Here is a 26812-nt window from a genome sequence, read left to right as displayed (position 1 = left end):
TGCCCTGGCACAGGACCGGCTACGTGTTCATCAAGCGCGAGAGCCAGGACGCCGTCGCCTGGGTGTCGCTGGGCGGCGTCACCTCGCCCGTCACCACCGCAAACCGCTGAGACGTGTCGGACGCTTCCGCTTAACCGAGTGCTAACCCTGCGGCGCCACTCTGTCCCGCGACGGAGTGCCTGATCGATGCCACGAGCCCGCCCCCTGTCGCCGGCCCTGCTTGTCGCGGCGCTGCTGGTCGCCGGTGCCGCGGGGCCGGCCAGGGCCGCCAGCGAGACCGAGAGCCGCCATGCCGTCTGGCGCGATTGCCTCCGCCGGAACTTCGGGATCCAGGCCGCGCTGACGGAGCGGGATCTGGCCGCCGACGCCGCCTTCCAGGCCTGCCGCAGCGCCGAGGAGAACTATCTCAGCGCCCTCTCGGGCTCGCCGCTCCTCGACGACGAGGATGTGGCCCGTGCCCGGCCGCTCCTCGCCGGCCGCATCCGGGCTTGGCTGGTCGGCAGCCGCGGCTGAGCCGAGGCGCCCGCATCCGCGGCCCCGCGCCCTAGATGCCGCAGGCACAACAGCTTCGCACGTTCGCGATCCGCGCCTCGGGAGTCCCGTAGACCGGGTCCGTCGTCCCGAAAGCGCGCCAATGCTTGATCCACTGCCGGACGTAGTGCGGGCCGTTCGGCGCGACCGCCAGGGCGTGCGCGGCCCAGCAATCGGCCAGCTTTTTGGTCCTCTTATGCAGGGTGAGGGATCCATATTCATGGACGATGTAGAAGTGGCTGGCGTCGGAGACTTGTGAGTCGACGAGGGCTGCGCGCGCTGGACAGATATATATACCGTCCGGCGCCACCGTGGCGACGGTCCCGCCGGTCGCCGCGCAGTTTATCGTCCGCGGAATGTCCAGCATGCCACCGGAAGGTCTCCATTGGGCGAAAGCTATTGATGTCGACGATAGGATTAATGCTGATGCGGCGTACATTAGATTCGTGATAAACATGGGATTCTGCCGAATCTGTTCTCAGAAAAGCTTTGTACCATGCTTGTCGCGTCCCGATATACGGGATGGCGCCCTCGACCCATGCCGCGGCCGATGCCGCGCCCGAAGCCGGCGCGCGCCGGGCCTCCATCGATGGCGGGCGGCCGCCGCCGTCAGCCCTTGAGGCGGGCCTTGATCCGCTGGATCAGCCCGTCGCGGACATCGCGATAGGCGTCGAGGCGCTGCTCGCGGGAGGCGTCCTGCAGCAGGGTCGGATCGGGCGTCGGCCAGTATTCGACGTCCGCCGCGAGCGTGTGCGTCAGGGCCAGCGCCCGGTGGTGCGCCTCGGGCGCGAGGGTGATGATCAGGTCGAAGTTCAGGCCCTCCCAATCCTCGAGCTGCTCGATGGTACGGGGGCGATGCCGGCTCGCGTCGATGCCGACCTCGTCCAGCGCCGCGATCATGAACGGGTCGGTGGGCTCCCCGGAGCGCACCCCGGCCGATTGCACGTAGGTCGACTTGCCGAAATAGGCGCGCGCGATCGCCTCCGCGGCCACGGAGCGCACGGCATTGTAGTTGCACATGAACAGGACGGACTGGACCCGCCGCTTCTTCGGAGTGGGCTCGGGAACGGGTTCAGCCATCGCCGGTCGGCGCGGAAGGCGCCCTAGCCCTTCCAGTGCAGGGCGAAGATCAGGGTGAACAGGCGGCGCGCCGTGTCGTGGTCGAGGTCGACTTTGCCGTCCAGGCGCTGCTTCAGCGTCTCGGAGGCCTCGTTGTGCAGGCCGCGCCGGCCCATGTCGATCGCCTCGATCTGCGACGGGGAGGCGGTGCGAATCGCGTTGTAGTAGCTCTCGCAGATCATCTCGTAGTCGCGGATCACCCGCCGGAACGGGGTCAGCGACAGCAGGTGCGTCATCACCGGCTCGCCATCCACGCTGGTGATGGCGAAGGACAGCTTGTTCTCGACGAGGCCCAGCTTCAGCGCGTAGGGGCCCTCCCGGCCGGGGATCGCGAAGGCATTGTCCTCCAGGATGTCGAACAGGGCGATCGCCCGCTCGTGCTCCTGATCCGGATTGCCGCGGGCGATGGACGCCTCGTCCAGGCTCACCTTCGCGAGGCGGTTCGGCCCGCGCTGCTTCTCCGCCATCCCCAAAACCTCACAGGTTCAACCGGATCGCGACGGAGCGGGCGTGCCCCTCCAAGCCCTCGGACCGGCCGAGGTTTATCGCCGCCGGACCGAGCGCCCGCAAGCTCTCCGGCGTGCAGGCGAGAATCGTCGTCCGTTTCATGAAATCGAGCACCCCGAGCCCGGAGGAAAACCGGGCGGACCGGGCGGTGGGCAGGACGTGATTGGGACCGCCCACGTAGTCTCCGATCGCCTCGGGCGTGTGCGAGCCGAGGAAGATCGCCCCGGCATTGCGCACCTTGCCGGCGAGCGCCTCCGCGTCCTCCGTCTCGATCTCCAAGTGCTCGGGGGCGAGGCGGTCGACCAGCGGCACCGCCTCGTCGAGGGTCCGCACCTGCACGATGGCGCCGTAATCCCGCCAGCTCGCCCGGGCGATCTCCTGGCGCGGAAGGGTAGTGAGGGCGCGCTCCACCGCGCTCTCGGCGGCGCCCGCCAGCTCGGCGCTGTCGGTGATCAGGATCGCCTGGGCGGCCACGTCGTGCTCCGCCTGGGCCAGGAGATCGGCGGCGATCCAGTCCGGGTTGGCATGGCCGTCGGCCAGGATCAGCACCTCCGAGGGGCCCGCGATCATGTCGATCCCGACCTGCCCGAAGACCCGGCGCTTGGCCGCCGCCACCCAGGCATTGCCGGGACCCACGATCTTGGCCACCGGCGCGATCGTGTCCGTGCCGTAGGCCAGCGCCGCCACGGCCTGGGCGCCGCCCACGCGATAGACCTCGTGCACGCCCGCGAGCTGCGCGGCGGCCAGGACCAGCGGGTTCATCTGGCCGTCTGGGGTGGGCACCACCATGACGACACGCGGAACCCCGGCGACGCGGGCCGGGAGCGCGTTCATCAGCACCGAGGAGGGATAGCTGGCGGTGCCGCCCGGAACGTAGAGGCCGACCGATTCCAGCGCCGTCCAGCGCCAGCCGGCGGTGACCCCGAGGGCGTCGGTGGCCCGGTGATCCGTCGGACGCTGGGCCCGGTGGAAGGCTTCGATCCGCTCGGCGGCGAGGCGCAGGGCCTCCAGGGAATCGGGCGGGCAGGCGTTCACCGCCGCGGCGATCTCCGCGTCGCTGACCCGGAGCTGCGCCGCGGAGAAGTCGGCGCCGAGCCGGTCGAAGCGCTGCGTGAACGCCACCAGGGCGGCGTCGCCGCGGGCAACGACGTCGGCGATGATGCCGCGCACCGCCTCATCCACGTCCTCGGCGATCTCGCGCTTGACCGTGAGCAGGCGTGCGAAGTCGGCGGCAAAATTCGGATCGCTGCTGTCGAGCCGGACCATCGGGAAGCCTTCTGTCTCGCGTCAGGCCGCCGGGCCGGCGACCGTGTCGGTGTCCATGTCGTGGCCGGGGCGGGTCGCCGACTCCCAGACCGGGCCCAGATCCTTCATCCGCACCTCGATGCACTCGACCTCGAGCCGGAGGGCTGCGCCGCCGGAGAAGACGAAGTCGATATACCCGGAGGGCGCATCCGTCGGCTCGAAGGTGAGGGCGAGCAGGCTCATGGGCGTGGTGTCACCCGGCGTCAGCCCGCGGCTCTTCACCCCCAGGACGCGCTCGACATGCAGGCCGGTGAGCCGCCGCCGGGGCGGGGCCTCCGGCGTCCAGTCGAAGCGCCGCGCGGCCATGAGGAAGCGCTGCTCGCCGGCCAGGTAGGTCAGGTCCTCGGGCCGCACAATCGCGTCCTGCAGGTGGGCTGAGATCACGGTCAGGTCCTCGATGTCGAGGGCGGCGAGCCTGAGCAGCTCCATGCAGTGGATCCTCGGGAATACGGGGCGCGGGGCGGCGAGGGGCCCCGCGGCAGGGCGTAGGTAGCGGCGCGGCCCCGTTCGGGCAACGGCAGACCGGGGGATCCTCTTGTCGGACAGGCTCCGGGCGCGCTCCGGGCACGCTCCAGGCTCGGCCCAGCGCCGCCGCATAGAAGCGGCGGGGGCAAGGTCGAGGCAGGATCGAGGATGTCCCAACACACGAAGCAGGCGGTTCTAACGGTTCTGGCGATGCTGGCGGCTGCGCCCGTGGACGCGCAGGTCGGCCCGGGGGCGGGTTCCTACATCTGTGGCCGTCCCGGGCCGGAGCGGGATGCCTACGATCCGCCGCCTGGTGGTCGCCCCCCGCCCGCGCCGGCGGATGACGGCTACGGTTGGCGGCCTCTCCCGCCACCTCCGCCGCCCTTCGCGGACGGGGATGACCGGCCGCCGCCGCGCTGGCGTGGCGAGGGCGACCGTCAGCGAAGCGACAGTGTCTGCGTGACCGCCCGCGGCACGTGCCTGACCCGCGCCGCTCCGCCCGACGCGCCCTGCAGCTGCGAGATCCCCGGCTTCGGCTACAAGCGCGGGCGGATCGAGGACTGAGCGCGTCGATCGTCGCGCATGATCGTCCGGGCGTGGCCCGCCTCGGCGGCCGCATCCGGGCGGCCCCGCGGGCTCGACCCGAAGATCGAGCACGCCGGCATCCGGGAGCGTCAGAACGCGTGCGTGCCGTCCGGGCTGATCCTGGTGGGCGCATACCGGCGCGCCGAACAGGTCCGCCCCTGGGATCGGGATCCGGGTCGTCCGCGTCGGCCGCGCGCGGACGGCGATCACGGCTGGACGACGGCGGCCCGGACTCCACCGGTCGTCCGGGCCACCCGCCGGCCGCTCAGGCCCGGACGCGCTCGATCTGCGCGCCGCAGCGGCCGAGCTTGGCCTCGAGCGCCTCGAAGCCGCGATCGAGGTGGTAGACCCGGTTGATCTGGGTCTCGCCCTCGGCGGCCAGACCCGCGATCACCAGGGAGACGGAGGCGCGCAGGTCGGTGGCCATCACGGGCGCGCCCTTGAGCCGGTCCACGCCCTCGACGATGGCGAGGTCGCCCTCCAGCCTGATCTTCGCGCCGAGGCGCGCCAGCTCCTGCACGTGCATGAACCGGTTCTCGAAGATCGTCTCGCGGATGTGCGACTGACCCTTGGCCAGCGTCATCAGCGCCATGAACTGCGCCTGCAGGTCGGTGGGGAAGCCCGGGAACGGATCGGTGGTGACATCCACCGCCGCGATGCCGGCGCCGTTGCGCCGCACGCGGATCCCGCCCTCGACCTGGGTGATCTCGGCGCCGGTGGTCGACAGGACGTCGAGGGCCGAGTGCAGCAGCTCCGCCCGGGTGTCCTTGAGGACCACGTCGCCGCCCGCCATCGCCACCGCCATGGCGTAGGTGCCGGTCTCGATCCGGTCCGGGAGCACCGCGTGGCGGGCGCCGTTCAGCCGGGCCACGCCCTCGATCTCGATGCGCGGGGTGCCGGCGCCGCGGATCTTGGCGCCCATTTTGTTCAGGCACTCGGCGAGGTCGACCACCTCCGGCTCGCGGGCGGCGTTCTCGATCACCGTCGTCCCGTACGCGAGGGCGGCGGCCATCAGCGCCACGTGCGTGCCGCCGACCGTCACCTTCGGGAAGGCGATCTCGGCGCCGCGCAGGCCGTTCTTGGTGCGGGCCACCACGTAGCCGGCGTCGATCTCGATCTCGGCCCCGAGCCGCTCCAGGGCCATGATCAGCAGGTCCACCGGCCGGGTGCCGATGGCGCAGCCGCCGGGCAGGGAGACCTTGGCCTCGCCGAACCGGGCGAGCAGCGGCGCGATCACCCAGAAGCTCGCCCGCATGGTCGAGACGAGGTCGTACGGCGCGGTGGTGTCGATCACGTTGGAGGCGGTGAGCCGGATGGTCTGCCCGGTCTCGGTGGTCTGACCGGGGCGCTTGCCCACCACCATGTGGTCGACGCCGTGGTTCCCGAGGATCCGGGTCAGCGCGGCGATATCGGCGAGCCGCGGCACGTTGATCAGTTCGAGCGTCTCGCCGGTGAGCAGGCTGGCGATCATCAGCGGCAGCGCCGCGTTCTTGGCGCCGGAGATCGGTATCACGCCGTTGAGCGGGGTGCCGCCGGTGATGTGGATGCGGTCCATGTTGTATCCTCGGGCGGCGCACCCCGGGGCGCGCGGCCGTATTGCTCGCGGGCGCCGTCGCCCCCAGGCTTGGCCGTCGCCTATAGACCGGATTTGTCGGAATCAGGACCGCCCTGACCGGCTCCTTTTTCGCGGGACGGATCCGCGTCCGGCGTCTGATCCTCCGCGCGCCGGCGGCCCTGAGCCTTGCGCCGGCGCAGATTCTCGCGGAGCGCGGCCTTCAACCGGGCCGCGCGCTGGTCTTTCGCCTCCGTCACCGCGCGACCCTTCGTCGCCGGACAGTCGTGGAGCGCCCGCCTGCGGCCAAAGCGCCGCGCCTGCCTGTTCGCGATGGTCGATGCATGGGGGGCGGCAAGACCTGCAGAGGCGTTCGGGCCGGTCGGGAGCCATGACGCTAGCGGCTTTTTCCAGGCCTCTCAACGGATGCAACGCAGCGATGCCAGAACCTTACCTTGAACCAGTTCCAGATCCGCGCGTATCTTCCGGCTCTCACGCGAAGGACTAGGACCGAGGCCGGACCTCGATCGCGGGACATCGGTGCCAGACGGGCGCCACCCGCACGGCCGAACACGCGAAGGACGCTCGATGACCGTCACCCGGATGCCCAGCACGATGCTCGCCCAAGCGGGATCGACGCGCGCCGGTTCTGGCTACGAGCGCTACTTCCGCGGCGCCCTCGACCAGCTGCACGGCGAGCGCCGCTACCGCGTCTTCGCCGATATCGAGCGCATCTCCGGGCGCTTCCCCACGGCGAAGTGGCGCCAGCCGGACGGCAAGACCGCCGAGATCACCGTGTGGTGTTCCAACGACTATCTCGGCATGGGCCAGCACAAGGAGGTGGTGGCCGCCATGACGGAGACCGTCGCCCGCTGCGGCGTCGGCGCGGGCGGCACCCGCAACATCGCCGGCAACAACTCGCCGCTCGTCGATCTGGAGCGCGAGCTCGCCGACCTGCACGGCAAGGAAGCCGGCCTCGTCTTCACCTCGGGCTACGTGTCGAACCAAGCCGGCATCTCGACGATCGCCAAGCTGATCCCGGATTGCCTGATCCTGTCCGACGCCTTCAATCACAACTCGATGATCGAGGGCGTGCGCCATTCGGGCTGCGCGAAGAAGATCTTCCGGCACAACGACCTCCGGCACTTGGAGGAGCTGCTTCAGGAGGCCGGCGACCGGCCGAAGCTGATCGTATTCGAGTCTGTCTACTCGATGGACGGCGACGTGGCGCCGATCGGCGCGATCTGCGACCTCGCCGACCGCTACGGGGCCATGACCTACCTGGACGAGGTCCATGCCGTCGGCCTCTACGGCGCGCGGGGCGGCGGCATCGCCGAGCGCGACGGGGTGATGCACCGGGTCGACGTGATCGAGGGGACGCTCGCCAAAGGCTTCGGCTGCGTCGGCGGCTACATCACCGCCTCGGCGGCGATCTGCGACGCGGTGCGCAGCTTCGCGCCGGGTTTCATCTTCACGACGGCCCTGCCGCCCGCGGTGGCGGCTGCCGCCCGCGCCTCGGTGCGCTACCTCAAGCGCTCCGGCGTCGAGCGGGCGGCGCACCAGCGGCAGGCGGCGGCCACCAAGGCGGCGCTGACGGAAGCGGGCCTGCCGGTCCTGGATACGGAAACCCACATCGTGCCGGTGATGGTCGGCGATGCCGAGCTGTGCAAGGCGGCCGCCGACCACCTGCTGGAGCACCACGCCATCTACATCCAGCCGATCAACTACCCGACCGTGCCGCGCGGCACCGAGCGCCTGCGGATCACGCCCTCGCCGTTCCACGATGCCGGGCACATCGCTAGGCTCGCCGCGGCCCTCTCCGAGACTTGGCAGGCGCTGGACCTGCCCCGGGCCGGAACGGTGTTCGTCGAGGCGGCGGAGTAGGGTCCCGCGACGGGCCGTCGGAAACCCGGCCGTCTTCGCGCGGAGCGAGGGCGGAGGGTTCATCGCCCAGCCACGCCAGGCGTTTGGCCGAGCGCCGTTGCGGTGCGAGGGCCACGCGCACCGCTCCCATGTCCCGTGCCCGTCTCGTCTTTTCCGGCGCAGGCCTGTAACCACGGCGCCAACCCTGTCCTGCGAAAAGTCCGACCATGATCTCCTCCCCGCTCATGACCGTGATGGTCGATGCCGTGCGCAAGGCCGCCCGCGGCCTGCGCCGCGACTTCGGCGAGGTCGAGAATCTCCAGGTCTCGCGGAAGGGTCCCGGGGACTTCGTCTCGGCCGCCGACCGCAAGGCCGAGGAGGTGGTGCGCGACGCCCTGATGAAGGCGCGTCCGGGCTACAGCCTCGTGCTGGAGGAGAACGGGATCATCGAGGGCTCCGACAAGAGCCATACCTGGCACGTCGATCCCCTCGACGGCACCTCGAACTTCCTGCACGGCGTGCCGCATTTCGCGGTCTCCGTGGGGCTTGAGCGCGAGGGCCAGATCGTGGCCGGGGTGATCTTCGATCCGATCAAGGATGAACTGTTCGTCGCCGAACGTGGCAAGGGCGCCTACCTCAACAACCGGCGGCTGCGCGTCTCGGGCCGTCAAGACATGGCCGACGCGCTCGTGGGCTACGGCACGCCCTATCTCGGTCGCGGCAGCCATCCACGCCTGCTGCGCGAACTCGGTGCCGTGATGGCGGTGGCCGGCGGCACCCGCCGGATGGGCTCTGCGGCCCTCGACATGGCCTACGTCGCCTGCGGACGACTCGACGCCTACTGGGAGCGCGACCTCCAGACCTACGATTTCGCCGCCGGCGTGATCCTGGTGCGCGAGGCGGGCGGCTTCGTGACCTCGGCGGACGGCGCGGCCGAGCCGCTGGCTCCCCGCTCGGTGGCCTGCGGCAACGAGGGGCTGCACCGGGAGCTCGTCGGCATCCTCAAGAAGGTGCAGGCGGCCTGAGCCGCCGCGAACTGGTCAGAGCGCCGGGCTTCTGCTTTAAGCGCCCGTCCTCCACGGGAAGGCCTGTACGCATGGAAGCCCGCCGCCACGTCGCGCTGAAGGAGTCGATCCGCTCGATTCCCGATTACCCGAAGCCCGGCATCATCTTCCGCGACATCACCACGCTGCTGAGCGACCCGCGGGCGTTCCGGCGGGCGGTCGACGCGCTGGTGCATCCCTATGCCGGCGGCCAGATCCAACAAGTGGCCGGCATCGAGGCGCGGGGCTTCATCCTGGGCGGGGCCATCGCCCACCAGCTGTCCTGCGGCTTCGTGCCGATCCGCAAGAAGGGCAAGCTGCCCCACACGACCGTCTCGATGGCCTACGCCCTCGAATACGGTACCGACGAGATCGAGATCCACGTCGATGCGGTCCGGCCCGGCGACAAGGTTCTGCTGGTCGACGACCTGATCGCCACCGGCGGCACCGCCACCGCGGCCGTGAACCTGCTGCAGAAGATCGGCGCCGAGATCGTGGCCGCCTGCTTCGTCATCGACCTGCCCGAGATCGGCGGGGCGCAGCGCCTGCGCGACATGGGCGTCGAGGTGCGCGCGCTCATGCAGTTCGAGGGACATTGAGACCGTCGAAACGTTGACTTCGCGGGACCCATCCGCCATAAGCCCGCCACTCGCGACGTGGCGCCCCGCATGGGCGCCCTTCGTGTTTGCAGACAACCAAGGACGCGTGAAGGTCGGGTGCGGCATCAGCCGCCCGCGAGCGCGCCTCGACCTTTGAAGGCTCTGGGCCATGAAGAGAACCTACCAGCCGAGCAAGCTCGTCCGTAAGCGCCGCCACGGCTTCCGTGCGCGCATGGCCACCGCCGGTGGCCGCAAGGTGATCGCGCGCCGTCGCGCCCACGGCCGCAAGCGCCTGTCGGCCTGAGGCCGACTTCACCCCCGCGGGCGCGGTGCCGATGAGGCCGCCGCGCGGCGGGGCATGGATTGGCCGGGATCGAACCATCGATGGCGACGATCGAGCGGCTCAGGAAGCGACCCGATTTCCTGGCGGCGGCCGAGGGGCGCCGATTCCATACGGACCGCCTGACCGCGCAGGGTCGCCTGCGGGACCCGAGCGGTGGTCCGGGCCTTCGGCTCGGCTTCACCATCACCAAGCGGGTCGGTCAGGCGCCAGAGCGCAACCGCATCCGGCGTCGCTTGCGCGCGGCCGTCACGTTGGTCGCCGCTGACATTCCCGATGCGCTCGCGAGCCTGCCGGCCGATATCGTGCTGATCGCCCGTCGCCCGGCGCTGGACGCCGCTTTCGAGATCTTGGCGGACGACCTGCGCCGCGCATTGTCCGTGGTGACGCGTCCGGCCGCCCCCAGGCCGTCCGGCAGCGCCCGGGGCGATCGAACCGCCGGGCGGTCTGGCGGCCGGCGGTCCAAGACCACACCTCCTCCGACGACCCTATCTCCTCCGCGCGAGGCGGGCGCAGCTTCCGGGCAGCCCGCCCCGTCCGGCGAGGCCGACATGGCTTCGTCGCACGGGCGCGACAGAGATTCCCGAATCACAGGCGCGCGCGGGTCCGACCGGGCCGGTGCCGCGCCTGATGCCACTCCGAACGCGTGCGGCGGTGTCCCTGATGGGCAATGACAAGACGAACATGTTCGTGGCCATCGGCCTGTCGCTGCTGGTGCTGCTCGGCTGGCAGTACTTCGTGGCCGGCCCGCGCATGGAGCAGCAGCGCCAGATCGAAGCGCAGAACAAGGCCGCGCAGCAGCAACAGCAGCCCCCGGGGGTGACGCCGGACGGCGTGCCGTCCCCGTCGCCCAAGGAAGGCGGGCCGGCCGCTCCCGCGCCCGGCACCGTACCGGGACAGGCCGGCCCGGTCTCCCGCGAGGCGGCCCTCGCGCGCTCGCCGCGCATCCGCATCGATACGCCGGCGCTCACCGGCTCGATCGCCTTGAAGGGTGGCCGCGTCGACGACGTGTCGCTCAAGGGCTACCACGAGACCGTGGATCCGAAGAGCCCGGAGATCGTGCTGTTCTCGCCGGCCGGCAGCGAGACGCCCTACTACGCCGAGTTCGGCTGGGTCGGCGCCAACGCCGGGCCGCTGCCCAACAACGACACGCTCTGGACCGGCGAGGGCGCGACCCTGTCGCCCGGCAAGCCCGTGACCCTCACCTGGGACAACGGTGCCGGACTCGTCTTCAATCGCGTGATCGCGGTCGACGACAAGTACATGTTCACCGTCCGTGACGAGGTCGAGAACAAGGGCTCGGGTGCCCTGACGCTCTATCCCTACAGCCTCGTCTCCCGCTGGGGTAAGCCGCACACCCAGGGCTACTACGTCCTGCACGAGGGCATGATCGGCTACCTCGGCAACGATGGATTGCAGGAATTCACCTACGACAAGCTCGCCAAGGAGGGCGCCTACGGGGGCGCCAGCACCAAGGGGAAGGCCTGGACCGGCGTGACCGGCGGCTTCGTCGGCATCACCGACAAGTACTGGGCGGCGGCGGCGATCCCCGATCAGGACACGCCCTACACGGGCGCCTTCACCGACCGGACCGACGGCACCACCAACGTCTACCAGGCGAGCGTGCGCGGCGACGCCGTGAACCTCGCGGCCGGCGCCTCGGCCACCGCGACCCAGCGGCTGTTCGCCGGCGCCAAGGAAGTGAACCTGATCAACAACTACGAGAAGGACCTCGGCATCAAGCACTTCGATCTGATGATCGATTGGGGCTGGTTCTTCTTCATCACCAAGCCGATGTTCCGGGCACTGGACTTCTTCTACCACCTGTTCGGCAATTTCGGCGTCTCGATCCTGGTCGTCACCTTCTGCCTGAAGCTGCTGTTCCTGCCGATCGCCAACCGGTCGTACGTGTCCATGGCCAAGATGAAGGCCGTGCAGCCCGAGATGGCCGCCATCCGCGAGCGCTACAAGGATGACCGCCTGAAGGCGCAGCAGGCCACGATGGAGCTGTACAAGAAGGAGAAGATCAATCCGGTCGCCGGCTGCTGGCCGGTCCTGATCCAGATCCCGGTCTTCTTCGCGCTCTACAAGGTGCTGTTCATCACCATCGAGATGCGCCACGCGCCGTTCTTCGGCTGGATCCACGATCTGGCGGCGCCCGATCCGACGAGTGTCGTCAACCTGTTCGGCCTGCTGCCCTTCCCGGCGCCCGACTTCGTCCATCTGGGCGTGTGGCCGCTGATCATGGGCGTGACCATGTTCGTGCAGATGAAGATGAACCCCGCGCCGCCGGACCCGGTCCAGGCGCAGATCTTCACCTTCATGCCGATCGTGTTCACCTTCATGCTGGGCTCGTTCCCGGCGGGCCTCGTGATCTACTGGGCCTGGAACAACACGCTGTCGGTGATCCAGCAATACGTCATCATGCGGCGCAACGGCGTGAAGGTGGAGCTGTGGGACAACCTGCGCACCACGTTCCGGCGCGGCAGCGGCACCAAGGCAGCTGCCACGAAGAGCTGACGGGCGGGATTGCCGTGACAGAGAACGACGATGACGCGGCCGGCCTCGTGGAGGCCGGCCGTCTCCTGTTCGCCGGCGCCGCGGATTTCTACGCGGCCGCCCAGACCCTTGACCGCCTGCCGCCCATGGAGGGCGTCGAGATCGCCTTCGCGGGCCGCTCGAACGTCGGCAAGTCGAGCCTGATCAATGCCCTCACGGGCCGCAACACCCTGGCGCGAACCTCGCACACGCCGGGTCGGACGCAGCAGCTCAACTTCTTCCGGATCGGCGAGCGCCTGTCGCTCGTCGACATGCCGGGCTACGGCTACGCCGCCGTCGAGAAGGCGAAGGTCGAGGCCTGGACCCGGCTGATCCATGCCTACCTCAAGGGGCGTTCCAGTCTCGCCCGGGTGTTCATGCTGATCGACGCCCGCCACGGCTTCAAGTCGATCGACACCGACGTGCTCGACGGTCTCGACAAGGCGGCGGTCAGCTATCAGGTGGTGCTCACCAAGGGCGATTCCCTCAAGAAGGGCGAGGTCGCGAGCCGCATCGCCGGGATCGAGGCGGGTCTCGCCAAGCGCCCGGCTGCCTTTCCGCAGGTGATCCTGACCTCGAGCCGTGACGACAGCGGCGTGCCGGAGCTGCGGGCGGCGATCGCCAAGCTCCTGGTGGAGCGCGGCGCGTGAGGGTTTCCGGCGTCGACCGCGCGCTCGCGGCGCTCGCCTGCCTTGCCGGGCTGCTCGGCGTCGCGCTGAGCGCGGCCGCCGCGCATGTTCCCGGCGCGGATTCGCTCAAGACGGCGGCGCAGTTCCTGCTGTTCCATGCCCCCGCCATCCTGGCCCTGGTCGGCCTCGGAACCGCGGGTTTCGCCCGGAGCAATCTGGCCCGCGTTGCGGCGGGGCTGCTGGTGCTCGGGCTGATCCTGTTCTGCGGCGACCTCTCGGCGCGCACGTGGCTCCAGCAGCCGCTCTTCCCGATGGCGGCGCCGTCCGGCGGGTTCGCCCTGATGGGCGGCTGGCTCGCCGGGATCCTGTGCGCATGGGTGCCTGCGCGGCGTGGCTGAGCCTCAGCGCGCCCGGACCTGCAGGAATTCCATCGGGGGGCCCTCCGCGTCCGAGAAGACGCCGGCGGTGAGCGCGCCGCCGTAGACTGCGGCGGTGTCGAGGTTGGTGCGGAACCGGCACAGTTCCGGGCGGCCGCTCCGCTGCGGCGTGTGGCCGTGGACCACGTGCCGGCCGAAATCGTGCTCCGCCTCCAGGAACGGCTCGCGGATCCAGAGGCGGTCGTGCGGATCCGACGCGTGCGCCTCCGTGCCGGGTCGCAGGCCGGCATGCACGTACCAGCGGGCGTGATCCCCGTGCAGCGTCGGCAGGGCCTCGATCCAGTCGAGGGTATCCCGGGGGATGCCGGCGATGTCCCGCGCGCCGAACGAATCCATCGTGGCTTCGCCGCCGTTGTACATCCAGTGCGCGGCGGCCGAGGGGGTCTGGATCGCGTCCAGCAGCATGCGCTCGTGATTGCCCATCAGGCAGGTCACGCGGTCCGGCTCGGCCCAGTTGAGGCGGCTGACCGTGCGCAGCACCGCGGCGCTGTCGGGGCCCCGGTCGATGTAGTCGCCCAGGAACACGAGCTTGTGAGGGCGATCCCCCGCATGGGCGGCGATCTGATCCAGCAGCCTGTCGAGCAGGATTGCGCAGCCGTGGATATCGCCGATCGCGTAGGTGAGGGGGGTCGAGTCCATGCCCCATCGTCCACCGCGGCGCGCCACTCCGCAAGGCTGCGCGCGGCGACGATCGCGATGCGGCTGCGCGGGCACGGGCGCGCCCGTCAACTCCCGGCTGCAGCTGTGCCGAGTTCCCTCAACCCGTCGTGACCCGCGCGTAGCGGCCGTCGTAGCGACCGGCCCGGATCTGCGCGAGCACCTCCGTCTCGCGGGCAGTCTGCGCGCGCACGGCTTCCAGCAGCCGGGGGGCAATATCGGGCGCGAAGGTCACGACGCCGTCCGAATCGCCGACGACCACGTCGCCCGGGTTCACCGTCCAGCCGCCGACGCAGACCGGCACGTTGATCGCGCCCGGGCCGGACTTGAAGGGACCCCGCGGCGTCGCCGCCCGGGCGTAGCAGGGGAAGTCGGCGTCCGCGAAGGCGTCGGTGTCGCGCACGGCGCCGTCGATCACGAAGCCTGCCACGCCCCGGCTCTCGGCGATCGCCTTCATGATGTCGCCGACGAGCGCCCGAGACGTGTCGCCTGCGCCGTCGACGACGATCACGTCGCCGGGGCGGACCTCCTCCAAGGCCTGGTGGATGGCGAGATTGTCGCCCGCGCGTACCCGTACGGTGATGGCGGTTCCGAGAAGACCTCCGCGCCGATGGAACGCGCGCAGGCCGGAGAGGACCGGCATGCGGTCGAGGCAATCGCTGATCGTCGCGGTCGGCACAGCGCGGAATGCCGCCAGCAAATCGGCATCGACGCTCGGCGGCGCGGGGTCGCGCGTGATGGCAGTCATCGGCTTGGATCACTCCCTGCGACGAGGCCGCCGGGCTTTGGTGCCGCGGCGCGTCGGGAGATCCTGCCTCAGGACGGGCGCCCTGTCGCGGGTGCGCGTGTCAGCGTTCCCCAGCCGACATCGGCCCGGAGCCGCTCGTGGCGAGCTTGCGGCGGGCATCGGCCTGGCCGCTCGTGTCACCGAAATACTTCGCCGAGTCGCCCAGCTGCACCGCCGGCTGGCAGTTCGGCGTGCACGAGAAAGACTCCCGGTCGAGGCCGCGCTGTACCGTGATGGTCGAGTCCCGGGATGCCTCGACCCGGATCATCGTCTCGGCGACCATCGCTCCGGCATTGTCCAGGGCGATGAGATTGGTCGAGCCGAAGCTCTTGCCGGTGAGTACGAGTACGCCGTTCTTCTGCGGCGTCACCTCGGCGATGATGGGATTGCCGACGATGACGGTCGACGTCCGTTCCGGCAGGCGAATGATCTTGGCATTGTCGACCAAGATGGTCACCACCGGCAGGGACTCGGGCTGGCCGGCAGCCGCCGTGGCGCCCATCAGCAGGAGGATGAGGCCGGCTCGGCCCGCCTTCGACAAGGTGCGGCGCATCGGAGATCCTCGAGGGGAGGCGGAGGGTGCACGGAACACCGCTCCGCACCGGGGCATACGCCGGAACGGTGAAGGAAGCGCTAAGCGGGCGGGCGCCACCCGCCCGACATGCATCGTCGAAACGCAACTTTCACCAAGCGGGCAGCCGGCCGACCCGGGGCAGCGATCCAAGTTCGATTTAACCGATTTTCAAGGCGTAATAGGCAGTCTGTGCATGCCGCCGATCGAGACCTGAAACTCCTCATCGGTCATTGAGCAAGTTTAGCTGCACTGTGTTGATCGAAGGATCGCTCCTCATGAAGACCCTGTTCAAGCGTTTTGCCTCTGACGAGTCCGGCGCCACCGCCATCGAGTACGGCATGATCGCTGCCTTGATCGCCGTCGCCATCATCGCGACGCTCAAGACTGTCGGCACCAGCCTCACCGCCAAGTTCACCCAGATCTCCAACAACCTGAACTGATTGCGTTCTGACGGCCACGATCTGCGGCAGGTCTGAGGCCTCTCCGTCCGCACCGAGCGGACGGGGAGCCTCGACCGGCCGGCACGGCCGTTAGCCGGGACATGGACCGCCCCTTCGGAGGGGCGCAACCCGGTGTCAGACTCGCAGGATCCCGCAACGGCAGGTTAGGCCCGAACATGGTCGGCTCGGCAATGGCAAGCTCAGGATTGACGAGCCTCGGCGTCGCGAGCTTCGGGTTGCTGATCCTGTTCCCGTTCCTGATGGCCTACGCCGCGGCGAGCGACCTCCTGACGATGCTGATCCCGAACCGGATCTCCCTGGCACTCGTGGCAGGGTTCGTGATCGTCGCCGCGACCGGTCCGATGAGCTGGGCCGAGATCGGCTACCACCTCGGTGCGGGGGCGGCGGTCCTCGCGGTCACCTTCACGCTGTTCGCCTTCGGCGTCATCGGCGGGGGCGATGCCAAGCTGGCGGCCGCAACGGCCCTGTGGCTCGGCCTGGACGGGCTCGGAGACTACCTGCTGGTGGCCTCGATCTTCGGCGGGGCCTTGACCCTCGCGATCTTGTTCGCGCGATCGCACCCCCTGCCTCACCGGATCGCGCGCATGCCCTTCGCCCTGCATCTGCACGACGCCAAGACCGGGGTGCCCTACGGCATTGCCCTCGCCGGCGCGGCCCTTCTCGTGCTGCCCGAGACCGAGCTCTGGATCCGGGCCATCGCCGGCTAGGACGCGGGTCGCGGAGGCGCGCCGGGTCTGCCCAGGTGAGTCCCCGGGGGCGGTCCCGCCGTTCGGGCTGAGGCCCCGAGCCGAGGGTGGCCCGACGGCCGGCCGTGAAGACACCGTCTCCCTGGATGTGTCCCCAGGCCGGCGCGCGTGCTGCCCCGACCGATCACGCGAAGCACGAGCCTACGACGGGTGCTGATCATGCCGGCCGACTTTCATCCCGTGCGGGCGCGCCTCTGGTTGCTGATCCTGACCGTGGCCGTCCTCACCGCCGCCTGGATGCGGGCGGCGGGCGTTGCGCTCGATGCCGCAGGCGCGGTCCTCCCCGCTCTGACTTGTGCGGGCCTCGAGGGCCTGGCGACGTTCTACAGCACGCGGCGTCTCGAACCGCGCTTCGCGGTCAGCCTGTCGAGCCTCGCGCAGGTCATCGCCTTCAGCGCCTGCGCGGCTCTCCTGTCCTACGCGGTGGCGGCAACGGGGGGCCCGCTCTGGGATGGGACTTTCCGGGCCGTCGACCAATCCCTCGGTCTCGACTGGCTGGCCTACCTGAACGGCTTCAACGACCATCCGTGGATCGGCTTCGCCCTGTCTCTGGCCTATCAGAGCCTGATGACCCAGCTGATCGTGGTGGTCATCGTGCTCGGACTCGGCGGGCATCTGCGTGCCGTCCCGGAGTTCGTGCTGGCCTTCATGCTCGCGGGCCTGACCACGGTGCTGATCTCAGCCTTCATGCCCGCGGCGGAGGTGTTCGTGCATCTCCAGTTGCGGCCCGAGGATTTCCCCGGCGCGAACGGTTCCGCCGCCTACCTTCACTTCTCGCACCTGACCGGTCTGCGCGACGGCACGCTCCGCAGCATTTCCCTCGATCAGCTCGAGGGCATCATCACCTTCCCGAGCTTCCACGCGGCGCTCGGCGTTCTGTTCGCCCGCTATCTATGGATATGCCGCGTCACGCGCTGGCCCGGCCTTGCCCTGAACGCGATGCTGGTCGCCGCGACACCGATCGACGGTGGTCACTACTTCATCGATGTCGGCGCGGGCGCCCTGATCGCGGTCGGGGCGATCGTGATCGCGCACCGCCTCGTTCGACCGTCGCGAGGCGACAGCGAATTGGTCTCCCCGGTCTGGTCGGAATCGGGCGCGGACGGCATGGTCACCCGCTGGACGTGAGGCGATTTTCCCGCCTGGCGGACGTTTCATCGCCGGCTTCATCCGCCCGCGAATGCCCTCAGGGGGCCCGCCGCCGCCGTGTGCGGATTCCGCGGATCGGGATCTGGAGCGCCGCTGTCAGCTTAGCTAGAAGTTCGGCATGATCCTCGCGCTCCTGCGTCGCCCTGATCCAGACCACCTCGAGGTCCAGCACGAGGGCTCGAGTTTCCGCGTCGCGCTTCGCCGCCGCCCGACCGCGCGCCGCATCACGCTGCGGGTCTCGGCCGCCACCGGCGAGGTGGTGATCACGCTTCCGAGCCGCACCGCCGTGAACACCGCGCAGCGCTTTGCGGCGAGTCACTCGGCCTGGATCGCCGCGCGGTTGGCGCGCCTGCCCGCGCGTGTCGGGTTCGAGCCGGAGGCGCGCGTGCCCCTGCGCGGCGTGCCGCACCGCGTCCGCCTGCGCGACACCCGCAGCGGCGCGGTGCGCATCGAGCACGACGGCGAGGAGGCGGCGATCTCCGTGGCGTGCGATCCGGCTCATGTCGCGCGTCGGATCCGCGACTTCCTCGTGCGGGAGGCACGGCGCGACCTCCTGGAGGCCGTCGAACGCTATGCGGAGCGGCTGGGCGAGCGGCCGGCCCGCATCACCCTGCGCGACACCCGCAGCCGGTGGGGATCCTGCACCGCCCGCGGGGAGCTGAACTTCTCCTGGCGGCTGATCCTGGCGCCCCCGGTGGTGCTCGACTACCTCGTCGCCCACGAGATGGCGCATCTGCGCGAGATGAACCACTCGCCCCGGTTCTGGGCGCTCCTGCACGACCTCTGCCCAGCGGTGGATACCGCGGAAGCCTGGCTCAAGCGCAGCGGCGCCGGCCTGCACCGCTACGGGTGAGCGAGAGGCGGCCTGCCGTCAGCTGCCGTCAGCCCTTGGCGCGCAGCACCCGCTGGCGGGTGAGGGCATCGGCCGGCCAGCTCGGCCGCGGATCGACCTCTCCGGGCGCGAGGGTGCGCGGTGCGACGCCGTCGCAGACCTCGCGCTGGCGGATGATGACCGGGTTGCCGAACTCGTCGCGTCGGCGGACCAAGCCGCCTTCCCGGCAGTAGCCCGCGATCGCGGCCTGCCCGTTGCGGCGGCCATACGGGTTCGCGGCCACGGGCGGATGCTCGATCACGAGGGTGCTGCTGTGGTTGAGCGAGCGCTCGACGTAGGTGGTCTCGCCGACCGGCAGGGACTGGGCCCCGGCCTGCGCGAGGGTGGCCATCAAACAGGCGGCCGAGAGAGCGAACGGGCGCATCACGAGTTCAGGATCCGGCGCTGGAGGACTGACCGTGACTTATCTAGGCCGGGAGATGCCGCGCGGATAGCGCTGTGGGGCAACACCGCGCGCATCGCTTGACAGCGCGGGGGCGCCCATGGTCGGAACACCCCCGATTGTACGGCTCCCGCCGGTCCACGGCCGGAGCGTTCCGAAGGGATCGGTGGTGCCGCTTCACGCGAGGCTCGTTCGTTTCCGGCGTGCTGCCCGGCGCGTCGCGCTGCCGGTCTGTCTCGCCGTCGTCGCCGCGGCGCTCTCGCCCGCGGGGCCTGCCGCGGCCCAGGGCACGGTGCGGAAAACCTTCGACGACTGGCAATTGCGCTGCGAGACGCCGGCCGGCGCCAAGGCGGAGCAATGTGCGCTGGTTCAGTACCTCGCCGCCGAGGATCGCCCGAACCTGACCCTCGTGGTGATCGTCCTGAAGACGGCCGACAACCGCGGCTACCTGTTGCGCGTCGTGGCGCCGCTGGGCGTGCTCCTGCCGTCGGGCCTCGGTCTGAAGATCGACCAGACCGATATTGGCCGCGCCGGATTCGTGCGCTGCCTCACCACCGGCTGCGTGGCCGAGGTGGTGATGGACGACGGCCTCGTCCGGCAGTTCAAGGGCGGTTCGCAGGCGACCTTCATCGTGTTCCAGACGCCCGAGGAAGGCGTCGGCATCCCGCTGTCGATGAAAGGTTTCGCGGCCGGGTTCGACAGCCTGAAATGACGATGCCGCTCGGGAGCCCTGCGATGATCGGGATTCGGGATCACTCTCCGGCGACGTTCTCGAACGCAGCGGGGGGGCCGACGGCGTGCTTGGGCGCCGTACGCAGCCTCGTGCTGGCCGCCGGTTTGGCCGCCTCGCTGGGCGCGGCACCGGCCCGAGCGCAGGAGGGCAATATCCTCTCCAATCTCTTCAAGTTCGGCGGCACGACGGTGCCGCCGTCGCAGCCCGAGAGCCTCGATCCGGCTTATTGCCCACCCGTCGAGATCGCCGAGGGCGCCGCTGCGACGCGTATTCTCGCCGGTGGTACGGTGCGCACCCAGTTCTCCCTCGCCCGGCTCGCCCGGGAATGCGCGCGCCGTCAGGACGGTTCGATCACCGTGAAGGTGGGCGTCGAGGTCAACGTCCTCCTGGGGCCCGCCGGCGCGCCCGGCCGGTTTGACGTCCCGGTCACGTTCCAGATCCGTCACGAGGGCAAGGTGGTCACGAGCCGCGTCGAGCGTGCGAGCGTGGTCGTCGGGTCCGGTGAGGCGCAGGGCTTCGCCACCATCGTCGCCGACGAGCTACTGGTCCCGGCGGCCGTGACCACCGACTACGATATCGCCGTGGGCGTCGGCGTCAGCAAGGCTGCGGGCGCAAAGCCCGCCTCGAAGCCGCGCCGCCGGAAGCCGGCTGTCGCAGAGGCTCCGGCCGGCGGAGGCGACGCTGCCCAGTGACGCGGCGGCGCAGCTCGTCGATCCGGTTCCCCTGACCGAAGCAACCGGCCGCGGACGATTCCGGCTCCGGCTCGGGCGCGAGACGCGCTTCCGCCTGGAGCCGACGGACGACCCGGTCTTCGGTCGCCGCCTCGTGCTCTCGGACTGCCGGCCCGGCTGGATCGTGCTGAGCTACGGGGGTAAGCCCCTGGCGGCCCGCCGCCCGATCCTGCGGATCCTGCGCGGACCCGAACGCGCGCCGGAGGACTTCGTTCTCCCGGGTGCGTCCCAGGGTGTCGCGCACTGGCTGGGACTCATCCCCCCCGACGCGTGGGAGATCCGCCTGTGCGCCGGTCCCGACTTCGTCCTGAACCGCGTCGGGATACGACGCGAGGTCGACGTGCTCGCGCAGTGCCTTTTGACCCGGCCGTTGCGCTTCGTGGGGGCGTTTTACGATCGAGTCCGGGGTTCGGAGCGGCGCTACCGCGACACGCTGCGGGGCGCCTGCGCGGTGACCCCGATGGGGCAATTCCCGTCCTGGGCCGCGTCCCGGACGCGGCCGGCCCGCCTCCCGCCCACGGACCTGCGGATCCGCTGCCTCATCCCCGCACGGCCGGATGACGCGATCGCCCTGGCGGCGACGCTCGACGGGATCCGGGCACAGACGCATCGCGCGGTAGGCGCCTGCGTCGCCTGGGAGGGCGGGCCGCCGGACGCACCGGACGCGCGTGCCGTTCACCGGACCTGGAACGGGCCTGTGTCGCCGGTCGAGCTGGTCGCTGATGCCGACGCGCTCTGCCTGCTGCGACCGGGCGACGTCCTTGAACCGGACGCGCTGGCCCTGCTGGCGCAGGCGATTTCGGGCGCTGACCTCGCCTACGGTGATGCGCTCGGATCCGACGGCAGGCCGCAGCTGAAGCCGGACTGGAGCCCGGACCTTGCCCTGGCGACGGGCTACGCGGGACGCCCCCTGCTCGCATCGCGCGCCTTCCTCGCCGCGTCGGGGCCGGCGGCGATCGGCCCACAGCAGGAGGCGCTTCTCGCCCTCGAAGTCGCCGCGATCGCGGCCGGCGCGTCGGTGGTCCACGTGCCGCGCATTCTCGCCCGCACCGTGGAAGATCCCCTCGACCGGACTGCACGGGCGCGCGCCCTCGACGGGCGGCTGCGAGCCTCCGGCGTTCCGGTCCGGTGCGCGCTTCGTGGGGACGCCATCCGGCTAGACTGGCCGCTGCCGCAACCGGTGCCGAAGGTCAGTATCGTGATTCCCTCGCGCGACCGGCTCGACCTGATCGCGCGCGTCTGTCGCGGCGTCCTCCACGAGACGGCCTACGAACCCGTCGAGTTGCTCATCGTCGACAACGGCTCGACGGATGCGAAGGTGCTGTCCTTTTACGAGGACCTGCGCGGCGACCCGCGCGTCCGTATCCGCATCGATCCGCAGCCCTTCAACTTCGCCGCGATGGTCAATGCCGGCGTCGCGGCGGCTTCGGGCACCGTCGTCGTGCTGCTCAACAACGATGTGGCGGTGCTGGAGCCGGGCTGGCTTGAGGCCATGGTCCGTCAAGCCTGCCGGCCCGAGGTGGGCGCCGTGGGTGCGAAGCTCCTCTACGACGACGGCACGCTGCAGCATGCCGGCGTCGTGGTCGGCCTCGGCGGCCGGGCGGGCCACATCCTGCGCCGCCGGCCGGGCGACACGCCGGGTCATCTGGGGCGGCTGCAGGTGGCGCACGAGGTCTCGGCCGTCACGGCCGCCTGTCTCGCCGTATCGCGCGAGAAGTACCTCGCGGTGGGCGGTTTCGATGCCGAGACGTTCCCGGTCGACTTCAACGACGTCGATTTCTGCCTGCGGCTCGGCGCGGCCGGGTGGAAGACCGTCTGGACGCCGGATGCGACCCTCGCGCATCTCGAATCCGTCAGCCGTGGTCCCTCGGTCGGTGCCAAGCGTGCCCGCTTCGAGCAGGAGGCCGGTCGCTTCTCGGATCGCTGGCGGGACGTGATCCGCTACGATCCGTTCTATCATCCGGCCCTGTCGCTCACGACCTTCGGCGAGGATCTCGAATGACGCCCGGATCGGGCGCGGAGGACGGCCTGTATCTCGGCTCCGCGCGACGAACCTGGCGCGGGCTGGTCGAGGCGGCGCGCCGCGTGTTCAGCCGACCGGGCGAGGCCGCCGCGGTCCTCCGGGCCCGGCTGACCGGCAAGCGGCTGCGCGCCCGGCAGAAGGGTGCGGCGCTGGTCGGGATCGATCACCGGCTCACGCTTCCGGCCCGCAGCCTCGACCGCTTCGCGCCCGCCGCCGACGAACCGGGCCCCGGCATCCGCGTGATCGGCGACGGGCACCTCGTAGCCGGTGCTTCCGAGCGGATCAGCGCGGCTTTCGCGGCCGATCCCGATCTCCACGCCGTGTACGGCGACGCGCTGGTCCAGGATCGGCCGGGCGGCCCGGTCCTGCCGCTGCTGCCGCCGGCCTACGATGCCGACCGGCTCGCCGCGTTCGACTATCTCGGCCCGATCCTGGCCTGTCGGCGCACCTCCCTGGATGCCGAGGCCGATCCGGCCGGCCCGGCCGAGGCGGCCTTTCTGATCGCCGAGCGGTACGGCGCGCGCTCCGTCGGCCACCTGCCCGGGATCCTGGCGCTCCGTCGCGCGGTGAGAAAGGGCTCCGCGCAGCCGGGCGGCGAGGGGAGGCCGGGCCGCCACCGGCGGGTGGTGCGCGGCCATCTCGACCGGGTGGGGCGCTCCGATGTCCGCGTCGCCCTCACGCCGGATGGTCTCGTGCGGGTGGAGTATCCGCTCCCCGATCCGCTTCCCCTGGCCAGCATCATCATCCCGACCCGGGACCGGCTCGACCTCCTCCGTCCGTGCCTCGACAGCCTTCGGCGCTGCACCGATTGGCCTTCCATCGAGATCCTGGTCTGCGACAACGACAGTCGCGAGCCGGAAACCCTGGCCTATCTGCGTGCCCTGGAAGGGGAGGGGAGGGGGCACGTCGTGTCCTGTCCCGGGCCGTTCAACTTCGCCGCCATGAACAACGCGGCCGCGGCCCGCTCCCGCGGCAGGCTCTTGGTCTTCGTCAACAACGACGTCGAGGCATTCCGGTCCGACTGGCTCACGCTCATGGCCCGGGAAGCCCTCCGCCCGGATGTCGGGGCCGTGGGCGCCAAGCTCCTCGACGGCGAAGGGCGGATCCAGCACGGCGGCATCGTGCTCGGCACCGGCGGCCTCGTCACCCACGGGCATCGCCATTTCCCGGGCGACGCCCCCGGGTATCTCGCGGCCTTGCGCGTCACGCACGCCGTCTCGGCGGTCACGGCCGCCTGCTTGGTCGTCGAGGCGGACAAGTTCCGGGCGATCGGCGGCTTCGACGAAGCGGTCTTCGCCGTCGACTTCAACGACGTCGATCTCTGCCTGCGCCTCAGCGCGGCCGGCTACCGCACGCTGCTCGTCCCCGAAGCGGTCCTTCACCACCGCGAGGCGGCGAGCCGCCGCTGGTCAACGGAGGCCCGTACCCGGCACGAGCGCGAGATCGCGGGGCTGAAAAAGCGATGGGGGTCGCTGCTGGTGCAGGACCCCCATTATCATCCCGGGTTCGATCCGGACCTCTCGACCCACGCGCGGCTGCGCTCGAGGTTCTCGGAGGCCGGGCGGGGAGCGTTGCGCCGCCCGCTCGGTTGAACGGTACCTACTGGACGAGGCGCGGCCCGCCGCCCTGGACCTTCTCGTTCTCCGACATGATGCCGAGTCGCTTGGCCACCTCCGTGTAGGCCTCGATCAGGCCGCCGAGGTCCTTGCGGAACCGGTCCTTGTCGAGCTTGTCCGACGACTTGATGTCCCAGAGCCGGCAGGAATCCGGGGAGATCTCGTCCGCCACCACGATCCGCATCATGTCGCCCTCCCAGAGGCGGCCGGTCTCTATCTTGAAGTCGACGAGCCGGATGCCGACGCCGAGGAAGAGGCCGGACAGGAAGTCGTTGACGCGGATCGCCAGCGCCATGATGTCGTCGATCTCCTGGGGCGTCGCCCAGCCGAAGGCGGTGATGTGTTCCTCGGAGACCATCGGGTCGTTCAAGGCATCGTTCTTGTAGTAGAATTCGATGATCGAGCGCGGCAGCTGCGTGCCTTCCTCCAGGCCGAGGCGGGTGGCCAGGGATCCGGCCGCGACGTTGCGCACCACCACCTCGAGGGGGATGATCTCGACCTCGCGGATGAGCTGCTCGCGCATGTTCAGCCGGCGGATGAAGTGCGTCGGCACGCCGATGTCGTTGAGGTGCTGGAAGACGAACTCGGAGATCCGGTTGTTCAGCACGCCCTTGCCGTCGATGACCTCGTGCTTCTTCGCGTTGAAGGCCGTCGCATCATCCTTGAAGTGCTGGATGAGCGTGCCGGGCTCCGGCCCTTCGTAGAGGACCTTCGCCTTGCCCTCGTAGATGCGACGGCGGCGGTTCATAGGCGTGTACCGTGGTTTGAGGAAGTCCATGGGCCGAGGCTCCTGATGCGCGACGATTGGGAGGAATCCGCGGCGCGGCGACCGGACGCGAGGTCGGGCAGCCGGACGGCCTCTGCCCGAGGGCCCCGGCGACCGGCGGCCAAACTAGCCGAACCGGGCTTCCAGCACAACGCGTTAGCCCGCGGGGCGGGATTGCGCGGGCCGGTCCGCACGTGCCGGGAACGGGCCGGGCGGCTCGTTTGCCGACCGGGACCGACCTGTCGCGCGATCCCTCACGCCACCGTCTTCGACGGATACCGGCAGAGATCGGCGATGAGGCAGCGCGGGCATTCGGGCTTGCGCGCCTTGCAGGTGTAGCGGCCGTGCAGGATCAGCCAGTGATGGGCGTGCAGCCGGTAGGGCTCCGGCATGATCGCCTCCAGGCCGGCCTGGACCTTGTCGGTGGTCGCGCCGACGAACAGCGGAATCCGGTTCGAGACCCGGAAGATATGGGTATCGACGGCGATCCGCGGAACGCCGAAGGCGATGTTCAGCACGACGCTGGCGGTCTTGGCGCCGACTCCGGGCAGGACCTGAAGTGCTTCCAGGCTCGCCGGCACCGTGCCGTCGTGCTCCGCCACGAGGATGCGCGACAGCGCCACGACGTTCTTCGCCTTGGTGTTGAACAGCCCGATCGTGCGGACGTAGTCGCGGACCCGCTCCTCCCCGAGCGCCAGCATCTTCTCTGGGGTGTCGGCGACGGCGAAGAGCGGGCCGGTGGCGAGGTTGACGCCGCGGTCGGTCGCCTGGGCCGAGAGCACGACGGCGACGAGGAGCGTGAACGGGTTGACGTAATGGAGCTCGCCCTTCGGCTCCGGCTCCGCCGCGTGGAAGCGGCGGAAGATCTCGGCCAGGGTCGCGGGGTCGACCGCAGCGGGCGATGTCTCCACCCGCGCTGTCACGATGGGCTCGATCGTCCCGCCCGGGCGGGACGGGGGCCTGCGTCTGCCCCGGCCCGTCAGGCCGCCGGCGGCGCGATCCGTCACGGGTGGGGGAGTCTTTCTGGCGGGCATCGCCGCGTTATATGGATCGCATGGCGAGCGGCAATCCTTCCGTCCATCCGTATGGGCTCGATCCGGACACGATCGACCGCCCCGTCTTCACGGCGACGATCCGGCCGCACCAATCCTTGAGCCGGCGCGGCTTCCGGGTGGTGATGGCCGGCTGCTGCGCGGTCTCGCTCACCGTCTCGATCTGGGCGTGGCGGATGGGGTTCTGGCCGGTGGCCGGCTTCTTCGGCCTCGACATGCTGGCGATCTACGCGGCTCTGAAAGTGAGCTTCCGCCGCGGGCGCTCCTTCGAAGAGGTGATGATCTCGCAGATCGAAATCCTCCTCGCCCGCGTCAGTCATCAGGGCGAGCGGCGCGAGTGGCGGTTCAATCCGCTCTGGACGAAGATCGAGACCGTGGAGGACGACGAGTACGGCCTCCAGCGCCTGACGCTGGTGTCCCGCCGGCAGCAGGCCCTCGTCGCTCGGGATGCGGGACCCGACGAGCGAGCCCGGATCGCCTCCGGGCTGACGGCCGCGCTCGCGCAGGTGAAGAAGGGCTACTGACGTGCCCGCGTCGGACGGCCCAGCGATCCCTTCACAGCGCGTCACACGCCTGTCGCGACCCTGCGACAGAAAAAACGCTTCGCACCGCAGCAAGCCTGTTGACGGGTCGGAGCGGTGGATCTATACCCCGGTTCATCGGCGCCGGCCGCGGAAGTGGACCGGGCGCTGAGCCATCTTCTGACAAGCGGCGGGACTGGCCGGCGAAG

The 26812-nt window shown here is 70.3% G+C and carries 31 protein-coding genes and 1 pseudogene; 20 read left to right on the top strand and 12 right to left on the bottom strand.

The genetic code is table 11. From position 1 onward, the window contains the following. Both MFF58_RS27755 and MFF58_RS27750 read left to right on the top strand, forming a co-directional pair. Positions 1–110 (top strand): annotated as a pseudogene (locus tag MFF58_RS27755) (transglutaminase-like cysteine peptidase); the annotation flags it as partial. Between the two features lie 76 nt (positions 111–186). Then, positions 187–513, top strand: coding sequence for a hypothetical protein (locus MFF58_RS27750; RefSeq protein WP_238292891.1), 327 nt, complete (start codon positions 187–189; stop codon positions 511–513). Positions 514–544: 31 nt separating this feature from the next. Here the strand turns inward: MFF58_RS27750 and MFF58_RS27745 are convergent, their stop codons facing one another. The 5 genes from MFF58_RS27745 to MFF58_RS27725 form a co-directional block, all read right to left on the bottom strand. Then, positions 545–898, bottom strand: coding sequence for a hypothetical protein (locus tag MFF58_RS27745; protein WP_238292889.1), 354 nt, complete (start codon positions 896–898; stop codon positions 545–547). Positions 899–1140: 242 nt separating this feature from the next. Next, a complete protein-coding gene (locus MFF58_RS27740; protein ID WP_238292887.1) occupies positions 1141–1611 on the bottom strand; it encodes an arsenate-mycothiol transferase ArsC in 471 nt (156 codons plus the stop codon). A 23-nt stretch (positions 1612–1634) separates the two neighbouring features. Beyond that, positions 1635–2117, bottom strand: a complete 483-nt coding sequence (locus tag MFF58_RS27735) for a UPF0262 family protein (protein ID WP_238292885.1) — start codon at positions 2115–2117, stop codon at positions 1635–1637. A gap of 10 nt (positions 2118–2127) precedes the next feature. Further along, a complete protein-coding gene (hisD, locus tag MFF58_RS27730) occupies positions 2128–3423 on the bottom strand; it encodes a histidinol dehydrogenase (protein ID WP_238292882.1) in 1296 nt (431 codons plus the stop codon). A gap of 21 nt (positions 3424–3444) precedes the next feature. Beyond that, positions 3445–3891, bottom strand: a complete 447-nt coding sequence (locus MFF58_RS27725; protein WP_238292880.1) for a DUF2948 family protein — start codon at positions 3889–3891, stop codon at positions 3445–3447. A gap of 204 nt (positions 3892–4095) precedes the next feature. Here MFF58_RS27725 and MFF58_RS27720 point away from each other — a divergent pair, with 204 nt between their 5' ends. Then, positions 4096–4491, top strand: coding sequence for a hypothetical protein (locus MFF58_RS27720; protein ID WP_238292878.1), 396 nt, complete (start codon positions 4096–4098; stop codon positions 4489–4491). Between the two features lie 286 nt (positions 4492–4777). On the opposite strand, the gene murA is transcribed toward MFF58_RS27720, so the two are convergent. Continuing rightward, a complete protein-coding gene (gene murA / locus MFF58_RS27715; RefSeq protein WP_238292876.1) occupies positions 4778–6067 on the bottom strand; it encodes a UDP-N-acetylglucosamine 1-carboxyvinyltransferase in 1290 nt (429 codons plus the stop codon). A 612-nt stretch (positions 6068–6679) separates the two neighbouring features. Here murA and hemA point away from each other — a divergent pair. The 8 genes from hemA (at position 6680) to MFF58_RS27675 (ending at position 13474) form a co-directional block, all read left to right on the top strand. Beyond that, the gene (hemA, locus tag MFF58_RS27710) at positions 6680–7948 is read left to right on the top strand and encodes a 5-aminolevulinate synthase (protein ID WP_373323400.1); all 1269 of its coding nucleotides are present in this window, start codon (positions 6680–6682) and stop codon (positions 7946–7948) included. Positions 7949–8154: 206 nt separating this feature from the next. After that, positions 8155–8952, top strand: a complete 798-nt coding sequence (locus tag MFF58_RS27705; RefSeq protein WP_238292872.1) for an inositol monophosphatase family protein — start codon at positions 8155–8157, stop codon at positions 8950–8952. Between the two features lie 71 nt (positions 8953–9023). Continuing rightward, positions 9024–9569: an adenine phosphoribosyltransferase gene (locus tag MFF58_RS27700; RefSeq protein ID WP_238292870.1), complete on the top strand. Its 546-nt coding sequence runs from the start codon at positions 9024–9026 to the stop codon at positions 9567–9569. 169 nt (positions 9570–9738) lie between these two features. Further along, positions 9739–9873, top strand: a complete 135-nt coding sequence (gene rpmH / locus MFF58_RS27695; protein ID WP_007558110.1) for a 50S ribosomal protein L34 — start codon at positions 9739–9741, stop codon at positions 9871–9873. 80 nt (positions 9874–9953) lie between these two features. Beyond that, positions 9954–10583 (top strand): ribonuclease P protein component, encoded by a 630-nt coding sequence (rnpA, locus tag MFF58_RS27690; protein ID WP_238292868.1) that lies wholly within the window; start codon positions 9954–9956, stop codon positions 10581–10583. Then, the gene (yidC, locus tag MFF58_RS27685; RefSeq protein ID WP_238292866.1) at positions 10573–12429 is read left to right on the top strand and encodes a membrane protein insertase YidC; all 1857 of its coding nucleotides are present in this window, start codon (positions 10573–10575) and stop codon (positions 12427–12429) included. The genes rnpA and yidC overlap by 11 nt, the downstream gene beginning before the upstream one ends. A gap of 14 nt (positions 12430–12443) precedes the next feature. After that, the gene (gene yihA, locus MFF58_RS27680; RefSeq protein WP_238292863.1) at positions 12444–13097 is read left to right on the top strand and encodes a ribosome biogenesis GTP-binding protein YihA/YsxC; all 654 of its coding nucleotides are present in this window, start codon (positions 12444–12446) and stop codon (positions 13095–13097) included. Next, complete coding sequence (locus MFF58_RS27675; protein WP_238292862.1) at positions 13094–13474, top strand: DUF423 domain-containing protein; 381 nt, start codon at positions 13094–13096, stop codon at positions 13472–13474. Before yihA ends, MFF58_RS27675 begins: the two co-directional genes overlap by 4 nt. A 3-nt stretch (positions 13475–13477) precedes the next feature. Here MFF58_RS27675 and MFF58_RS27670 read toward each other — a convergent pair whose 3' ends face one another. From MFF58_RS27670 to MFF58_RS27660, 3 genes are all read right to left on the bottom strand, one after another. After that, complete coding sequence (locus MFF58_RS27670) at positions 13478–14152, bottom strand: metallophosphoesterase family protein (RefSeq protein ID WP_238292860.1); 675 nt, start codon at positions 14150–14152, stop codon at positions 13478–13480. Positions 14153–14270: 118 nt separating this feature from the next. Beyond that, positions 14271–14918, bottom strand: a complete 648-nt coding sequence (locus MFF58_RS27665; RefSeq protein ID WP_238292858.1) for an RraA family protein — start codon at positions 14916–14918, stop codon at positions 14271–14273. A 100-nt stretch (positions 14919–15018) separates the two neighbouring features. Further along, on the bottom strand, positions 15019–15510 hold the full coding sequence (locus tag MFF58_RS27660; protein ID WP_238292856.1) for a pilus assembly protein N-terminal domain-containing protein: 492 nt from the start codon (positions 15508–15510) through the stop codon (positions 15019–15021). A 296-nt stretch (positions 15511–15806) separates the two neighbouring features. Here MFF58_RS27660 and MFF58_RS27655 point away from each other — a divergent pair, with 296 nt between their 5' ends. The 4 genes from MFF58_RS27655 (at position 15807) to MFF58_RS27640 (ending at position 18740) form a co-directional block, all read left to right on the top strand. Continuing rightward, positions 15807–15971, top strand: a complete 165-nt coding sequence (locus tag MFF58_RS27655; protein ID WP_238292854.1) for a Flp family type IVb pilin — start codon at positions 15807–15809, stop codon at positions 15969–15971. A 176-nt stretch (positions 15972–16147) separates the two neighbouring features. After that, positions 16148–16699: an A24 family peptidase gene (locus tag MFF58_RS27650; RefSeq protein ID WP_238292852.1), complete on the top strand. Its 552-nt coding sequence runs from the start codon at positions 16148–16150 to the stop codon at positions 16697–16699. A 198-nt stretch (positions 16700–16897) separates the two neighbouring features. Then, the gene (locus MFF58_RS27645) at positions 16898–17866 is read left to right on the top strand and encodes a phosphatase PAP2 family protein (RefSeq protein ID WP_238292849.1); all 969 of its coding nucleotides are present in this window, start codon (positions 16898–16900) and stop codon (positions 17864–17866) included. A gap of 139 nt (positions 17867–18005) precedes the next feature. After that, positions 18006–18740, top strand: coding sequence for a M48 family metallopeptidase (locus MFF58_RS27640; protein WP_238292846.1), 735 nt, complete (start codon positions 18006–18008; stop codon positions 18738–18740). Between the two features lie 28 nt (positions 18741–18768). On the opposite strand, the gene MFF58_RS27635 is transcribed toward MFF58_RS27640, so the two are convergent. Continuing rightward, the gene (locus tag MFF58_RS27635) at positions 18769–19143 is read right to left on the bottom strand and encodes a hypothetical protein (protein WP_238292842.1); all 375 of its coding nucleotides are present in this window, start codon (positions 19141–19143) and stop codon (positions 18769–18771) included. Between the two features lie 184 nt (positions 19144–19327). Between MFF58_RS27635 and MFF58_RS27630 the strand changes: the two genes are divergently transcribed. From MFF58_RS27630 to MFF58_RS27615, 4 genes are all read left to right on the top strand, one after another. Beyond that, the gene (locus tag MFF58_RS27630; RefSeq protein WP_238292840.1) at positions 19328–19873 is read left to right on the top strand and encodes an invasion associated locus B family protein; all 546 of its coding nucleotides are present in this window, start codon (positions 19328–19330) and stop codon (positions 19871–19873) included. Between the two features lie 89 nt (positions 19874–19962). Beyond that, complete coding sequence (locus MFF58_RS27625; protein ID WP_238292838.1) at positions 19963–20586, top strand: hypothetical protein; 624 nt, start codon at positions 19963–19965, stop codon at positions 20584–20586. 133 nt (positions 20587–20719) lie between these two features. Further along, positions 20720–22627, top strand: a complete 1908-nt coding sequence (locus MFF58_RS27620) for a glycosyltransferase family 2 protein (RefSeq protein ID WP_238292835.1) — start codon at positions 20720–20722, stop codon at positions 22625–22627. Further along, on the top strand, positions 22624–24240 hold the full coding sequence (locus MFF58_RS27615; protein WP_238292833.1) for a glycosyltransferase: 1617 nt from the start codon (positions 22624–22626) through the stop codon (positions 24238–24240). Before MFF58_RS27620 ends, MFF58_RS27615 begins: the two co-directional genes overlap by 4 nt. Positions 24241–24247: 7 nt before the next feature. Here the strand turns inward: MFF58_RS27615 and purC are convergent, their stop codons facing one another. Next, the gene (gene purC / locus MFF58_RS27610; RefSeq protein ID WP_147855639.1) at positions 24248–25042 is read right to left on the bottom strand and encodes a phosphoribosylaminoimidazolesuccinocarboxamide synthase; all 795 of its coding nucleotides are present in this window, start codon (positions 25040–25042) and stop codon (positions 24248–24250) included. Between the two features lie 242 nt (positions 25043–25284). After that, a complete protein-coding gene (gene nth / locus MFF58_RS27605; RefSeq protein WP_238292830.1) occupies positions 25285–26064 on the bottom strand; it encodes an endonuclease III in 780 nt (259 codons plus the stop codon). 20 nt (positions 26065–26084) lie between these two features. Here nth and MFF58_RS27600 point away from each other — a divergent pair, with 20 nt between their 5' ends. After that, positions 26085–26606, top strand: coding sequence for a DUF2244 domain-containing protein (locus tag MFF58_RS27600; protein WP_238292828.1), 522 nt, complete (start codon positions 26085–26087; stop codon positions 26604–26606). The last annotated feature ends 206 nt before the right edge of the window (positions 26607–26812 follow it).

Source organism: Methylobacterium longum (assembly GCF_022179385.1).
In the GTDB taxonomy this organism is placed as follows: domain Bacteria; phylum Pseudomonadota; class Alphaproteobacteria; order Rhizobiales; family Beijerinckiaceae; genus Methylobacterium; species Methylobacterium longum.
This window is presented reverse-complemented; position numbering and strand designations above follow the sequence as displayed.

Coding starts and splice junctions, on each gene's coding strand:
- MFF58_RS27750 (WP_238292891.1), top strand. CDS start 187: ATGCCACGAGCCCGCCCCCTGTCGCCGGCCCTGCTTGTCGCGGCGCTG.
- MFF58_RS27745 (WP_238292889.1), bottom strand. CDS start 898: ATGCTGGACATTCCGCGGACGATAAACTGCGCGGCGACCGGCGGGACC.
- MFF58_RS27740 (WP_238292887.1), bottom strand. CDS start 1,611: ATGGCTGAACCCGTTCCCGAGCCCACTCCGAAGAAGCGGCGGGTCCAG.
- MFF58_RS27735 (WP_238292885.1), bottom strand. CDS start 2,117: ATGGCGGAGAAGCAGCGCGGGCCGAACCGCCTCGCGAAGGTGAGCCTG.
- hisD (WP_238292882.1), bottom strand. CDS start 3,423: ATGGTCCGGCTCGACAGCAGCGATCCGAATTTTGCCGCCGACTTCGCA.
- MFF58_RS27725 (WP_238292880.1), bottom strand. CDS start 3,891: ATGGAGCTGCTCAGGCTCGCCGCCCTCGACATCGAGGACCTGACCGTG.
- MFF58_RS27720 (WP_238292878.1), top strand. CDS start 4,096: ATGTCCCAACACACGAAGCAGGCGGTTCTAACGGTTCTGGCGATGCTG.
- murA (WP_238292876.1), bottom strand. CDS start 6,067: ATGGACCGCATCCACATCACCGGCGGCACCCCGCTCAACGGCGTGATA.
- hemA (WP_373323400.1), top strand. CDS start 6,680: ATGCTCGCCCAAGCGGGATCGACGCGCGCCGGTTCTGGCTACGAGCGC.
- MFF58_RS27705 (WP_238292872.1), top strand. CDS start 8,155: ATGATCTCCTCCCCGCTCATGACCGTGATGGTCGATGCCGTGCGCAAG.
- MFF58_RS27700 (WP_238292870.1), top strand. CDS start 9,024: ATGGAAGCCCGCCGCCACGTCGCGCTGAAGGAGTCGATCCGCTCGATT.
- rpmH (WP_007558110.1), top strand. CDS start 9,739: ATGAAGAGAACCTACCAGCCGAGCAAGCTCGTCCGTAAGCGCCGCCAC.
- rnpA (WP_238292868.1), top strand. CDS start 9,954: ATGGCGACGATCGAGCGGCTCAGGAAGCGACCCGATTTCCTGGCGGCG.
- yidC (WP_238292866.1), top strand. CDS start 10,573: ATGGGCAATGACAAGACGAACATGTTCGTGGCCATCGGCCTGTCGCTG.
- MFF58_RS27670 (WP_238292860.1), bottom strand. CDS start 14,152: ATGGACTCGACCCCCCTCACCTACGCGATCGGCGATATCCACGGCTGC.
- MFF58_RS27665 (WP_238292858.1), bottom strand. CDS start 14,918: ATGACTGCCATCACGCGCGACCCCGCGCCGCCGAGCGTCGATGCCGAT.
- MFF58_RS27660 (WP_238292856.1), bottom strand. CDS start 15,510: ATGCGCCGCACCTTGTCGAAGGCGGGCCGAGCCGGCCTCATCCTCCTG.
- MFF58_RS27655 (WP_238292854.1), top strand. CDS start 15,807: ATGAAGACCCTGTTCAAGCGTTTTGCCTCTGACGAGTCCGGCGCCACC.
- MFF58_RS27650 (WP_238292852.1), top strand. CDS start 16,148: ATGGTCGGCTCGGCAATGGCAAGCTCAGGATTGACGAGCCTCGGCGTC.
- MFF58_RS27645 (WP_238292849.1), top strand. CDS start 16,898: ATGCCGGCCGACTTTCATCCCGTGCGGGCGCGCCTCTGGTTGCTGATC.
- MFF58_RS27640 (WP_238292846.1), top strand. CDS start 18,006: ATGATCCTCGCGCTCCTGCGTCGCCCTGATCCAGACCACCTCGAGGTC.
- MFF58_RS27635 (WP_238292842.1), bottom strand. CDS start 19,143: ATGCGCCCGTTCGCTCTCTCGGCCGCCTGTTTGATGGCCACCCTCGCG.
- MFF58_RS27615 (WP_238292833.1), top strand. CDS start 22,624: ATGACGCCCGGATCGGGCGCGGAGGACGGCCTGTATCTCGGCTCCGCG.
- purC (WP_147855639.1), bottom strand. CDS start 25,042: ATGGACTTCCTCAAACCACGGTACACGCCTATGAACCGCCGCCGTCGC.
- nth (WP_238292830.1), bottom strand. CDS start 26,064: ATGCCCGCCAGAAAGACTCCCCCACCCGTGACGGATCGCGCCGCCGGC.
- MFF58_RS27600 (WP_238292828.1), top strand. CDS start 26,085: ATGGCGAGCGGCAATCCTTCCGTCCATCCGTATGGGCTCGATCCGGAC.